The organism is Psychromonas sp. (assembly GCF_047632955.1).
Taxonomy (GTDB): Bacteria; Pseudomonadota; Gammaproteobacteria; order Enterobacterales; family Psychromonadaceae; genus Psychromonas.
This window is the reverse complement of the sequence record NZ_JBLIED010000006.1, coordinates 134,590-148,868: the sequence shown is the minus strand read 5'-3', so window position 1 is coordinate 148,868 and position 14,279 is coordinate 134,590. Positions and strand designations below refer to the sequence as shown.

General features: G+C 47.3%; 5 protein-coding genes and 1 pseudogene. 1 reads left to right on the top strand and 5 read right to left on the bottom strand.

Going from position 1 to position 14,279, the window contains the following annotated elements:
- Positions 1-507: pseudogene (locus ACJAZP_RS06645) on the top strand (hypothetical protein); the annotation flags it as partial.
- Positions 508-668: 161 nt separating this feature from the next.
- On the opposite strand, the gene ACJAZP_RS06640 reads toward ACJAZP_RS06645, so the two are convergent.
- From ACJAZP_RS06640 to ACJAZP_RS06620, 5 genes are all read right to left on the bottom strand, one after another.
- Positions 669-1,880 carry a helix-turn-helix domain-containing protein gene (locus ACJAZP_RS06640; protein WP_415229955.1) on the bottom strand — a complete coding sequence of 404 codons (1,212 nt, stop codon included), beginning with the start codon at positions 1,878-1,880 and terminating at the stop codon, positions 669-671.
- Positions 1,881-2,634: 754 nt separating this feature from the next.
- Positions 2,635-5,784 carry a DUF4157 domain-containing protein gene (locus ACJAZP_RS06635; RefSeq protein ID WP_415229954.1) on the bottom strand — a complete coding sequence of 1,050 codons (3,150 nt, stop codon included), beginning with the start codon at positions 5,782-5,784 and terminating at the stop codon, positions 2,635-2,637.
- Positions 5,785-5,809: 25 nt separating this feature from the next.
- Positions 5,810-8,185 (bottom strand): DUF4157 domain-containing protein, encoded by a 2,376-nt coding sequence (locus tag ACJAZP_RS06630; RefSeq protein WP_415229953.1) that lies wholly within the window; start codon positions 8,183-8,185, stop codon positions 5,810-5,812.
- A gap of 63 nt (positions 8,186-8,248) precedes the next feature.
- The gene (locus ACJAZP_RS06625) at positions 8,249-12,556 is read right to left on the bottom strand and encodes a DUF6519 domain-containing protein (RefSeq protein WP_415229952.1); all 4,308 of its coding nucleotides are present in this window, start codon (positions 12,554-12,556) and stop codon (positions 8,249-8,251) included.
- A gap of 43 nt (positions 12,557-12,599) precedes the next feature.
- Positions 12,600-14,276 carry a phage tail protein gene (locus tag ACJAZP_RS06620; protein ID WP_415229951.1) on the bottom strand — a complete coding sequence of 559 codons (1,677 nt, stop codon included), beginning with the start codon at positions 14,274-14,276 and terminating at the stop codon, positions 12,600-12,602.
- Positions 14,277-14,279 lie beyond the last annotated feature (3 nt).

The window sequence follows — 14,279 nt, the reverse complement described above, 5'->3', positions numbered from 1 at the left end:
AATGTAAAAGAGCTACAGAGCATAGTCGATTATTCTCGTTCTCCATCAACAAGTCATTCCCCTGCCATTGATCCCGTTTTCCAGACCACTAAGATCACCAACGAAGGCGGGCAGGATGATTATGGCTATTTTTGGAGCAGTGACACGCATATCGCTGCCATTTATACAGGTGATGACGCTCCAATGAAGGGAGGCAGCGCTGGTTACGTTGCCTTTGGACGTTCGTTAGGATATATGGGCGGTCAGTGGGTTGACGTACATGGTGCAGGCGCTCAACGTAGTGACCCAAAAGTAGGAGATGCAAGTCAGTTCTCAACGGGTCACGGACCCCAAGGAGATAATATCCGTATCGATAACTTCGTGCGTTGCGTGACAGGGGGGGCAACCAAGGTTATTCAACCGACTTATGTAGCACGTGACAAAGTGGAAATTACTTTGACGGGTAACGAAGCATCATCGGGCTTGCCTCCTGGTGGTTCTAAAGGTGAGCCTAAACCGAAGCAATAAGCTTTAAGCAAAATATAAAAGTATTTTATAGAAAAGCCTTAACTCAATAATGATTAAGGCTTTTTTGATAATAGATGGCTAGATAAGCCTCGTGTGTGAAAGCCATTTTTTGAAATTGGACTTTCACTTTTTATTGTGCCTAGCTAAATAAACGCAAAGAATTAGTCTAATTTTTTGCGATACTGAGAAGGTGTCATTTCAGTCAATCTTTTAAATACCGTATTGAAGGTGGATTTAGAGTTGAATCCAGATTCATAAGCAATATCTAATAATGTCATTTCTTGCCCTCCTTGACTCATCATCCACTCCTTAACGGTATTAATTCGATATTCATTGATAAATTGGTGAAAGTTTTTATCAAGCTGCTCATTAAGTACTTGGGTTAGGTAATGTCTGGGCATCTTCAGTTGATTAGACAGTTTATCAAGGGTTAGGTTTGCATCTAGATAAGATTTATTGTCATTCATATGGGTGACAATACGTTGTAAATAGCGATGTGATTGTTGTTGGTTAAGTCCTGAATTTTTATATTTTTCGCTTTGATTTTGGTCATCAGAAACTTTTTCCTTTGTTTCATGCTTAAGCGTGGCGGGATTAGATTCCAATTGAATTAACGCTTCCTGTGATGGAGCAACAGAAGTATCGAAATATTCGCTAGTAGGTACATCTGACGGATCGAAGTTTTGTAATTCTGATTGAGGGAATAATAGTCGAGGCTGTTTCATAGAAAAAAAACTCAGCATGAGAATTAGACTCACAAAAGTAAATCCATGGGTATGAAGTAAGCTTGGAAGTTGAAGAACAGGTGCAAATATCGGTATTAAAAAGGAGAGAATAAACCCAATCGTAAGCACTTGTAGCCATTTTAAGGTGATCATATTTGATAGGTATGAGTAGTGATTTAGCATATTCCGCTGATGTTTTACGAGGTGCCATAGGGTGGCAAGCGAATAACAAAATAGTGGGATATCTGACAGTATTACGTTTGGCAGATAAAAAGCGTCGATAGATACGCCATCAAGAGAAGGGATTTGGTTTTTTTCTGGCGCTAGAATCTGTAACAATGCAAGTATTACAAAGGGGAGACTATGCACCAGATCCCGAAAAGATAACGTTTGCACTTCATTGGTTAAGCTTCGGGTGTAGAGCCACAATAGTGGCCCGTAAGTGGCTGGATAACAGTTGATAGAGTCCAATCCCCAAAGCGAAATATTTAAGTTTTCGGGGCTAAACAAGCGCAGAAGCATCGGCAATACCAATAGCGGCATCCAAAAGACAATAATGTAGTCACTGGATGCTTTGGAATTTTTAAATAGTAAAAATAGCATCGTAAACAACGACTGGTAGATGCCAATGTAGAGTAAACTTTCCATTACCAATTCCAATTTAAAAATAGCGATTTTACACGAAGATAGGCTTAGTTCTAGCGGTTTTCTCGAATTGTTATGGTTGAGTATTAATGCGCATTTACCATTTAGCAGCCCTTTCAATACCCAATCGCGACATCAAGAAATTTCGTTTTTGCTCGCTATTGGGAGCAAGCGAGCGTAAATGGGGTAATATCAACAAATAAATAGTGCAAAAGCTCTAAGGCGATGTGCCCCTAAGTGCCTTGGATGGTGAAAATTTAAGCTCTCGTCACGATCGCTTTTCCCCGAGCCAGATACTCTTCGCACATCTCATAAGCATCTAGCTAAAATCAAGGCGTTAACATTAGAACTGAGCATCAGAACTAAGATTCATGGAAGCGCTAAAGAGTCGACAAATGATATTCTACTGCCCTTTCAATCTGTTTCGGCTCCTAAAAGACGCATATTGGGTGCATGTCCCTATAAATGTCTAGATGAGTATTACAACTATAAAAGTGACTTCGTTACTACTAATACGAATGATCACTCAAAAAACAAATACAAAATTATTTTAGATTTACTGGGCATCAAAGAAATCAACAAAATAAGATGCAAAAAGTCTTAATCAGCGAGAAATACAATGATAATAAGGTGTATCGAAAAACGTGATTGAGTCATTCCTACATTAAATACTATAAATAAAACCACTGGTTATATAGTGAGTGTAAATTATAAATGAGTTAAAAAAATGTGGCTGTCCTCACTTTTTCTCTTTATCCTACGGTCGGCGGAAAGGCGGCTTCTCGAGATCCTTCAGTAGCTTCTTTTCGATCCGGATGCTTTCGCGAATCGACTTAATCTCCCGCTCTATCTGGCGCTTTGCCGCCCAGTCTGGTTGGGCCGGTTCGTTATTGTTCCGGTAGACAGACCTGCTGGCCTCCGCAAGTCGTTTCTGGAGGGGGGCGAGATTAATCTCGAGCACATCGATGATCGCCCTCTGCTCGGATACTTCCTTCTTCGACGCTGGCTGGGTCCACAGAAACCTTTGACGATCTGCCGCTAAATGATCCTCCAATGGTGCGTCAATCAGGCCACCGACATTTGACCAATTGTCTTTGGACTGAAATTCGCTCTCTCCCATCGAAACCGCGTGCGCGCGCAACTTGTCCAAGGGTACCGATTTAACTTTGGCTTGAGCAATCACCTCGTCGATTGGTCCGTCGATAAGTGCTTCCATCCGACGCCAGTACTTTGCTACCTCAGGTCCGCGACCCGCTCTACCTCGAGGCAAAGCGCCAGTCGATTCGATTTTGTGCATCACGTACTCGCGTAGATATTCCTTAGAGAAATCGCCCTGCCGAGATTTCACTACGAGCTCCTCGAACTCCACTTGCGATTCGCCCAAGGCAGCCTCGACGCCTTTGATAACCTTGTTCCTCCGCCGTACTTCCTCGTCTGTGCCTTCAATAGGATAGTCGCGATATGAGTAGTGCAGTCGCACGTCCACCAGGAATCTGAACGCATCGCCGGCCCAATTGGTGTTGGGATCGTAGGATTTGGGTTTGTCTCCCTCAAAGACAACCTGCACATCCTTCACGTTCGCCACGTAGGACCACTCTCCGCTCGATAGTCCCGAACCCGCGATCGGATCGTTATCCACATGGGTCACGGAACCAGTTTCAACCACGACATGAAGGCGAACTCGGCGTCCCTGCGCTTGTGCCGCCTCAATCGACGAGCTATTGGCTTCGATCGCAGCGAGGTACCTTGGATTAGCCTTCGCGAGAGCTTGTTCCGTCAACTTGGAAAAACCTTCTGCTTTTCTTTCGCTGTGATATTCTTCGAGAAAATGGTTAATAATGGGCACAGCGACAATAGCGACAATATCAGCTGCTACGGCAGCGCTGACCCGTCTTCCACCAGTGCCGGTCGTAGACGGGGCAGCCTCTCCAGAGTGTGTTACCGATCCTAGCCTCGGCCCCGGTTTTCCCGACCTCCGAAGTTTACCGCCTCCAGGCGAACTACTTCCGCCTATCGCTCCGTTGGCAACGCGCGCAGGCGGCCCTGCACTAGCGGGCCATTTCGCGTTGGACATCCTAGCCCTTTTGCCCTGAGCTTTGGGGCTTCCGGGCGTGCTTGATCCCCGCGATCCAAGGCTATTTTCAGATGCGGATGATCGGCCTGATACCTGGGAAATCGACTCTATCTCTCCTGAGACAGAACGCGCAGGCGGCCTTTCACCAGCGGGAAATTTCGCGTTGGAAATCCGAGCTCTTTTGCCCTGAGCTTGGGGTCTTCCGGGCGTGCTTGATCCCGGCGAGCCGAGGTTATTCCCCGAGGCGACAGGTCGCGACACCGTAGTCTCTGCGAAGCGTATCTGTGCAATCGGACTTGAACGGGGTCTTGCACCCTTGATAGAATCATCGTCCGCGAACATGATTCTTACCATTTCCGCCTGGACAGCGCGGTCGCGGGGCCGGTCGTTGAAACTGATGACGACGGGTTCATTCACTAGTAAGTGGCCGATTCGACCGCGCTTCTTGGGGTCGCCATACATGTTCTTAATCGCCTGGACACGTGCTTGCTTAGCGATCTTCCGTGCGCCAGCCATCCCAATGTGTCTGATGTCGTTCGACTTCAGGTTGACATGGAGCCGGGCGCTTTCGCCGGCACTACGGGTCGTATCAGAAAAATCGGGCCGGGCGAAACCACCGCGTCTCTCAACGATTTCATGCTGGGGAGCCGCCGGCCCTCCGCTAACATAGGTTTGCTGGACAGACACACCGCGCCGCCGCGGCGTGCGCAGTGCTTCGTCGAAGGTGAATTGCTTGTTGGTGCGCTCCAGAACGATGGCCCTCTTGCGAGCTACAAGCCTCTTCCGCTCTCTGTCGCCCTTGGCGGTTCGGCCCATTCGTTCATCAATATCGGTCAGTTCGTCGAAACGATAGAGATCCAGTTGCCTGCGAAACTTGTTCGTCAGTTGCTGCTTGCTTTTGAGTGAAGCAGACTGGTGGCCGCCGCTCTCTGCATCGCCGATCATCCGATCTATCGTGGCTGCGGCTTCCCGCGCCGCGCGTCGTAGCGACTTGGTGTTGCCACGTTGCCGTAGTTTAGTGATCCGTTTGTCTTTCTCCTTCTTCTTTAAGCGGTCGGCGTGCACGTCGCTATCGAAATCGTCATCTGGTGTGCGTGCGATGGTCGACGGCGGCGGTGCGTCCGTCGCGCGCTGCTGCACCACATGCGTCAATTCATGGGCGAGTAATTTTTTCCCTTCCTGATTGTTGTGTGAATACTGACCAGTATTAAAGACAATGTTATTGCCCATGGTAAAGGCTTTGGCCTGAATTGCCTGTGCGGTATCGGTGGCTTTAGAGCCGGTGTGGATTCGGACACCACTGAAGTCCTGTCCCATACGCGATTCAAAGAAGCGCCGTTGATTTGTTGGTAAGGGCTGACCACCACCTCTTAAATTTTGGATATTGGCGGCAACATTTGGGGTCACCTGAGAAGTATGTCCCGGGGTGCCCTTGGCTTGTATGCGATCTTCTTCGTCTTCATCGAAATCTGTTTCTTGTTGTCTCCGAGGTAGATTGTTAGCCTTGAGCTGGATTCGCACGCCTCTCGCATCTTTTTGCTTAGATTCTTCTTGCCGCTGAATCGAATTTTCTGCACTGCCTGCTAAAAGGGAGGATGTTGTTCGATCAGTATTAGCGTTTCCTTGAGTGGTATTTTTCTCTTTGGGTTCGGTCATGCGAATGACCTGTTCAGCCACCCGATCGGCTTCCTGCTCATATTTATCATCGGCAGGACCAATTTTTAATTTAGGCTGCAGAATATCTTGAACGGCGGTCGCATGGGAGACGGAGACAGTTTTGTTTTTTTTACCTGTCGTATGCCGTGCTGTGACACGCTGCTGCATATTTTGCATTTTATTAACCTCAATATATGAACTTTTATATACTTGGATCTGCTGTGCTACCCGGCCAGTTGCGCCACTCCATATGCCATATTTCTTTCTGCGTATTATAACTGTCGAAACCAAAATCAGTTGAAAAACGTGATAACCAGACTCCCGCAGCTGCACGCAGCGCATTGGCATTATGACTGCGATTGATACCATGCATTTGAAAATTTGAATTACTAACTGCATAAGGAAAGTTAATATCCACCACCAAACCGGAATGATGTGTCGACCCACCGCGCGGCGCTTTAAAACCTGCGGTAATACGCACCAGCTGTTGTGCCAGAGCTGCATTCCAGCCGGGTTGGGCAGCCACGGCATCTCGAAAGTGCCGGTGCGCTGTCGAACCGGAAAACCCCAGTTCACTGCGCGCATCGTCTAGTAAGGCTGCAGGAAAAGTGAGCGTGCCGAAAATATCAGGATTGAGTATGATGGTACGCCTTAACGCATCAAGATAAAGATCACCCTCATGCTGGTTAGGGGGCCGATATCCAACCGCGATAAATGCCTGCAGCAGACTTTGGTCATTTAATCTGGCGCCTTCAGCCCGCATAGCCGACATCATTCTATTGAGGGGGTTCACGATCTCCGGGCGTAGAAAGGCGCTGCCGTTATCAGCAGCACCGGAATACTGCACCATGGATGACTGCGGGTGCTGAAACTGCGGTCTGCTGCGATTATTTGTATGTGTGCCAACAGCAGGAAAACGGTAAAATTGACCGACAGAAGTAGTATAAAGAGCTACCCCAGTCTGACCAATATCCAGTTCAGTCAATAACTGCCCCGGTGGTGGTCCCAGCAACTCTTCTCTACAAAACGCCGCGTTTTCCTCTCCCATTATTGATATACAGTCGTGCAGCTCTCTTGCACTTGCATAGGGAAGCGTCCCCCCCGCAGGAAAATGTTCCTGCTCATCCAGCGGCAGACGCTGGATAACATCATTGTTGCTTTTAAGACTTGTTTCCGCCGAGAGCGAATTACTTTCCTTACGGCGGACCGGCACATCAGACGGCTCTGGAGACGTTTCCGGCTGCTGAGCTTCTTGGGCGGCAAGCGCGCTACTCAAAGGCACCACGGCAATACCCAGCTGGGTTAACCATTGCCTAGGATGAATACGAATTGAAGCTCTTTCCTCATAATCAGAACCTCTAAATCGTGTATTCCCATTTCGCTCACTGGTCGGCCCTTGCCCCCTTAGAATTGCCTGCACACTAAAATGCAGATGAGGCTGCATGCCTTCTCTAACAGCACCTTCTCCCCGTCCTGACATGCCAACACTGCCAACTTGAGAGCCGGCAGCAACATCGTCACCAGCTGATACATCCAGCGAATCCAAATGGGCATAAAATGTACTGACAGGTCTATCTCCAGCAGCGCTCGTGCGCGGCGGACAATCATGCTGCAGCAGTACATTATTACCATAACCGCCAGTGCTGGATGAGGCGATAAGAACCCGACCGCGGATCGGAGCATACACAGCGCTGCCAATGGGGGCAGGTACATCCAAAGCGGCATGGATGCGACCGTGCAGGCGGCTTAACCTCGCAGTTCTTGTTGATGGACATTGTTCGGGGTCGCTTCGGCATAGAGCAGATAAGTCACGCCAGTCCGCTCTTTCAGCTGCATTTAACCGCAGCAAAAATGCGCTTCCTCGGCGGCCTGCCGCCACTAAAACCGCAGCGGTATTTTGGGCATCCCGCAGCTCATCGCTGCAGGGCGGCATTGTTGTTGGATCTGTTTGTCTCTGCACAGCATCCGACACGGCATTGCCCCTGCCGTTCTGCTGAACTACATGGGTTAACTCATGGGCGAGTAGTTTTCTACTTTGTGTCGAGTCGGACGAGTACTGCCCAGCACCGAATACCACATTGTTACCGTAGGTAAATGCTCGGGCATGCACTGTCTGAGCGGTATCGGCGGCCTGCTGTCCCCGGTGCAGCCGTACATCACTAAAGTCGGCTTCGAAACGCGGTTCAAAAAAACTGCGCTCAGAAGAAGACAAAGGTTGTCCGCCGGTTTTTAATGCATCGATTTTTGAGTTTATGTCCGCTGTCATATACGGGGAGGGAGCATCGGTTGATTTTTTCTGCAGTAATTCTTCTCCTTCACACTTGCTGCACACCCGCTGCACAGTTTCACGATAAGCCGCAGTATTATTGACAGGTGAAGCTTGCCTAGCTTTCGACATAGCCATCACCTGCTCGGCAACCCTGTCCGCCTCCTGTTCATACTTATCATTAGGAGGGCCAATTTTTAATTTTGGCTGCAGCACTTTTTTTACGCTGCCCGCATGAGAAACAACAACCGCTTTTACCTGTTTAAATTGAGGTCGATTGTGATTGATGCTTTTTTGTAAATGGCTGTGCATTTTTTTTCCTTTCATTTCTACCAAATAACAAATAACAAATTACAAATAACATTCAGATTTCATCTATTTATTGATAATGTTAATGGATTTGGTCAGTAAACTGGCAGCGGTTCTGTCGGTCAGGCCCATTTTGATCAGATTTTCTTTACTGACAGCGGTTAATGAACTGAGGTTGTTAATATTATTTTTTTCCAATAGTTTCAAATTGACGGTACTGATACCGGGAATTTCTGTAATAGGCTTGGCACCGTTTAACACAGGGCGAACATCTTTACTGATTTTCTCAAATTCCTGCAGGCTTTTTTCAAATTCAACAAATCGTTTTTTTGATGCAAGTGATTCGGTTTTTAAATTGAGCAGTTGCAGTTCCAACTCAGATACCTTCGCTTCTGCCAGCTTTTTTTCATTTGAAAAAGAGATAAAACGCGCTTCGACCGCGTTTTTTTCTTCCTGCAGTCGAATAACATCGACCGTTAACTGTTCAACATTCTGCGCATTAAGCTGATTGTCCAGCTCAAAGTCGGCAATTTTTTCCTGCAGCTGCTCATTATCAATTGACACTTTTCCAGTATCGATATAAACACCGGGTTTATAGCTGTATTTGCCGTGAACAAAATCCGTGTACTGCCCTTTATTATTGAAACCTGAGCCTAACGCACCTTCGACACTGCGTTTCATCATGTCACTGCCGCCTTTAGACAGATTTTCCAGTATTTTAGTAGGGCTGCTGAGCACCGCAGTTTTTACCATATTGGCCTGCAACGCACTGATCGACAGCTGACTCTTTTTAGCATCTCCGGTAATATCAGGGAAAATATAACAACATACTTTCTGTACAACCCAGCTGATCAGGCCTTCAATGGGAATTATTGACATCCAATAGGAGAGGGTTGGAAAGGTCTTCACATACTTGCGTTTACTAAAATTACAAATCTGGTAGACCTGATTTTCTTCAAAACTCAGGCAACCTAAATAGACTTTGCTCTGTTGATCACATTCAGGGCAGTTGACCAGCAGATGCTGACAGAAACAGTCTTTTATGTACTGAAAAATACCCGATGCTAAACCAAAGAAAGCAGCCAGCATAGCTGCCCGGTATTCAGCCAGAGCCTCCCGCTGTTGCTGATACGTCTGCAGGTCAAGGTTAAACACACTAATGGACTGGCCCGAGTGGTTTAAAATCAACAGCTGTTTGCTCTTTGTATTAACAAGTAGCTCAACGGGCCCTGCCTGTACGGGAATACTTAGCAGACGATCCTGTTGGTAGCGTTTGGGATCTGCAGGTATAAATTGTAAATCATGCATGGCGAAGCGGCTGGCAATCACACCTGCTGTTTTACCGTTATCAAAATATTTAATCGACACTTTTTCTGCCGCCTCAAAAGAATGCAGTCGAACACCCTGCAGCAGCATTTTTTTGTCACTGCTGGTTACTCTTTTCTGTGTGTCAAATAAACAGAGTGTTTTTTTATCATTCTCATTGATAACCACATATAACACTATTTGCGGTGTCTTCCTCCTTAGATCCGTAAGACTTACTTCACTGTCTGGACTTGAGTTGAGAACAGCAATATCAAAACCATCGTTGCCCTGAACATAATTGTCATTAACCTGCAGACGATAAATTTCCGGCTCCTGAGGTGTATCGGGTATCGAACCGTCAAAAAATACTACTGCGTTATAATGGCCTGTTTCACAGGTCCCCCTGTGTGTTGATTTTCGGCCAGCAATGGGTGAATTTTGATAGGCGGCAACGCTGACAAAGTGATTGTTTTCATCAAATTTCAGATGCCCGACAGCGGCAAAAGACCAGCTAGGTTTAGAGTCGATTTTTTCATTATTTAACAATGTTTCTATGGGCAGTAGAAAGACCCCTTTACATAAAGCGAGTAGATACAAATGCTGTCCAGACCAGGGAGATAATGCAAGTTCAGTAATTTTTACGCCGCAAATAAAAGTGCTTTGCCAATCTATAATCAGCTTGCAATTATCAATTTTCTGCTCTATAAATTCACCGCTGTAAATAACACTGTCTTGCCTATGCACAATAGCAGAAACGAACAACCTGTTTTTGTCATCAACTAGCAGGTCAGTGATGCTGCCGTCCTCTAGTTCAGGCAGATCAATACAGGCTAAAACATCCCCTAAGCATCCCTTTATCTGCTTGAAAACAAATATGCGCGAACTGTCACGCTGCCAGGCAAAGAACACTTTACCATCAGGGTGCTGGCGCATATGGTCTAATTTTTCAGGCGTAAACCAACTGCCGCGGCAGGCTTTCACATTGAAGGGATAATCTGGAAATGCATGATTCTTAAACTGTCCGCAGAAGGTTCTACTGCGCAACTTATCTTTAAGTTTATTAAAAAGATCTGCTAATAAAGCATGTTCACAGGGCGATACATTCAACACCGTTTTATTGTCATTTCCGCCGTCATTATAAATAAGATTAGTAATTGTCAGCGTACGCCTGTTTTCCGGGGGCAAAAGCTTTTTACCACACTCAGTTATCGCGCAGCGTGCTTCAACCTCTTGATCATCCTGCATTTCACCACGAAATATATTTAGCAGGTCAACAATGCAGTCCTGATAAAAATCCATTAACAAACTGTCGGCAAAAATAGTTTTCCAATCGGCATCCTGCACTTCACCCAACTCTGCTTTCACCTCCAGAGTATTACCTTGAGAACGGTCCAGATATAAACAAATCTCCTGCTCGCGGTTAAGATTATCCAGGGCAATGCCCGCTTCTTTGAGCAGCGTAACTACGTTAACTTCCAGTGCATCATTGACAATCATATCGCGCCCTTCACAGTCCAGCGCGTATCCAGGCTTGAGCGACACAGTCTGCGGATTTTCCCGATTACACTGCAGCGCCAGACCGCAGACGATACCCCAGCCGTGCAGGTGTTTATTGTGCCAAGGCAGGTCTTTTTTCTGACATAAATGATCTAAAGCATCCTGCACCGTATCCACCTCGGGCATAGCGCATTTTTCATTGTCATAGCAGATATCATCGGCATGCAGATCCGTCAGGCTCGGAAACTGCACCTTTTTACAGGCATTGTAAACATCACATTCACTTTCTGCGGGCAAACTCCATAGGTTGTCGGGAGCATCGCCAACATCCACCAGCAGCATGTAATGATGCAGCTCGCCTTCTGGTAATGCACCTTGACCGGATACCTCTCCCTCAAGCAGCACTTCTCCCTGCTGATGCACAGACTCTCGAACCGGCACCGTCCAATAGTCTCCGGCAATCAGATCAAAATCAGCCAATTCTAAAGAAACAGAGATCACCGACAGTTCAATAGAGATACTACTCCCGCCCTGCTCTACATGCCCGGGCTTAGCGGACCCTATGCCGCTGCTCAGATCAACACGTCCTTCAAACCCCTCAGTGACCTGCCAGTTCCCTCCGTTTTTTTCGATTCTGCACCAACCGTCCCAGCGCCGGGTAAAAGTTTTTGCCGAGGCTGAAACCGCAGAAAACTCACTAACGAGAGGCGCGCGACTGCCGTCAATGACACGACTGCCGCCCGCATTGCGGGCGAGATGATTACCAAGCTGCTTTTCAGAAAAATCATCAAAATACTCGTAGACGTACTGATCGGCGACAAAGTCCGGCGGCAGATCAGCAGTTTTATAGGCTTCGGCGCCGTTCTCCGATGACCATTTTAAAATAACCGCATCGGGACGATTATTATCGTCATAATGAACATCATGCACTTCTGCCCTGAACAGATAATTACCAACGGCCTCATTGATCTGCAGTTCCTGTGCGCAGGGATCGCACGGATCGGCGGCACTGAACAGGCTGCGCAGGACCAGATGCAGACGGGCATTACCGATGGCCGGATTAATTTCTGCACACAAAGGGTCTAACTGCGAAGCACACCATTTAACCTGCGCGATAGTCTGGGTTCGCGCTGTGGTATCTGCACCGTGCAGACCAGGATCGCGAAGCATTTCATCCTCTAACCAGCTGACCGAACGCTCCCAGACATCAAGGTAAAACCGATAACCCGTTTCAGGTAAAGCCGGAGCGCCCGGATAATGAAGCTGATGTGCATAATCAAACACCAGTTTATCAGCAGCCTTAGCGTCGGCAACAACAACTGCAGGTACTCCATCTACATAAACACGTCCCCATAACAGCTGCGGTAGTCCCTCTTCTGAGATGCTCAATATTCCGTCATGTCTGGGCGTGCCGCTGCCTATCACATCGCGCAGCGAATCGCTTAATCTGTCTCTAGCGAGTAAAGCCTGCTCATTTAAATCAGAATCCGTGAGCATTCTGCCCTGTTGATGGGTAACTGAAGAGTAACCTTTTGCAGCCTGCCTGCTGTTGCGAGATATCTGTATTTTCATAATAATATTCCCTTGATATATGCTGGGCTGATTGTTTTATTTTTTATTGTTTTATTTCATTGGGCAGCTGCAGCAGTGAATGGTCCGGTATTAGTAGCGCTTTTATCCCCACTGGTAAAAAGTCCTGCATTTTTTTGAGCACCGCCTGTTGCGCGGCAATCAAATAAAGATGATGGTATGCACCTATTTCAGTGCCGTCCTGGGCAGCGTTTTGTAACTTTTGATCACAAGCGGGGTGCAGTACCCCGCAACCGGCATCGCCAAATTCAAGTGAATAAAAAACCGCTGCCGTAAAATACGTTTTAAAGAGGGATAAAGCGCCTCTTTGTTGCCCCGGATTAAGGGCGGAAAAGCGTATACAGCCATTACCGGGAAGCGAACCAAAAACGCTCTCTTTCTGTACAGCACCATTAAAAATAGAGTCACTGGCATTTACTCTCTCGGCAGTTGTGCTGGTCAGGACAGTACAGTACTGCAGCTGAATATGGCCCTTCAGCGCTTCAATACGTTTAAACAAACAATTATCTGCCGTTAAATCAACAGGCCTGCCATTAGGCGCATTATGAAAAATCACCGTGCGCACCGCACATTGCTGCAGCTTAAGTGCACCATTATTGATCTCAATGGTGTGGCTGAAAATAAATCCTGAAAATGTCCAGACGTTAAGCTCTGGCGCTGCTTCAAGTATCACTTTTAGTCGAATAACAATTGGTTTAAATAGCATTTCATCGAGACTTTTATTGCGAAAAATTGTTTCACTGCCGCGAGTTTCAATAGAAACCAGCGCTAGAAAGTCCGTATTTTCAAGCAATGACTGCTGCCATAAAAACCTTCTCTGCGGCGGTACAAATTCGAAAAAACCAGAATGAGGGGCAGTAAACAGCAGTACCCTGCGCGGATGAAAATGTCCCTGCCGCCAGTTAGGATTTCTAAAGTCCACGGTTCTTACAGAAGGGTCATCAAAGTAACCCGGCAGCCAGTCAGCAATGCGGCTGTCGCCTACAGGCAGCACAGTGTGCCCCGTATTACAGCTCTGCGCACCATGTACACTGCTTTGCCGCCAGCGATAGGTGTTTCCCGCAACGCGGCTGGTCACGGCAGCCGGATTATCAGCATCTGCGCTAACTGCCCCGCCTTGACAGCGAAAATCCACAGTGCCTGCAGGTATTGCCGGATGTTTCGCCCACATTGGTGCTAGGTCGGGCGTTCTGCTTTCCAGAAAGCTTTCAAAATTATTTTCATAGTTTTCATTACCACTATATCCATAGCTGTCCAATGGTAAAACTGGCAGGCCGACTCTCGCTGTGACAGCAACCCGTTTCCATCCTTCCTGCACCACCACCTCCAACTGCCCGACCGATTCAGCAGCCTGTTCAAGCACCGGCACGGTGCCTTTGGCTTTGCGCCATGCAACAGCACGGCTTATCTCTTCACGTTTGCCCTGCTCGAAGGGAGAAACCAGTTTTACATCTAACAGCTGCGCGATGTAGGGCAGTAGCCAAGGCTGCGACAGCAGTTCAAAGGCCGGGTCGCTATCGGCAAAAATATCGGCATAACGCTGCAGCAGGGTATTGTGCAACTGATTAAGCACCACCCCTGTACCATTGAGATATTTTTTTAAATCCCCTCTCTTATCACGCTCACGGTAAACCGCGGGAAAAATCTTATAGAGGATTTTTGCATGGTCGTGCCGTCTGGCAGGATTAAAAGAAATACTCATATT

What these genes read in the sequence shown, in the direction of transcription:
- ACJAZP_RS06635 (WP_415229954.1), bottom strand. Translation starts at nt 5,784, where the DNA reads ATGCAAAATATGCAGCAGCGTGTCACAGCACGGCATACGACAGGTAAA.
- ACJAZP_RS06620 (WP_415229951.1), bottom strand. Translation starts at nt 14,276, where the DNA reads ATGAGTATTTCTTTTAATCCTGCCAGACGGCACGACCATGCAAAAATC.
- ACJAZP_RS06640 (WP_415229955.1), bottom strand. Translation starts at nt 1,880, where the DNA reads ATGGAAAGTTTACTCTACATTGGCATCTACCAGTCGTTGTTTACGATG.
- ACJAZP_RS06630 (WP_415229953.1), bottom strand. Translation starts at nt 8,185, where the DNA reads ATGCACAGCCATTTACAAAAAAGCATCAATCACAATCGACCTCAATTT.
- ACJAZP_RS06625 (WP_415229952.1), bottom strand. Translation starts at nt 12,556, where the DNA reads ATGAAAATACAGATATCTCGCAACAGCAGGCAGGCTGCAAAAGGTTAC.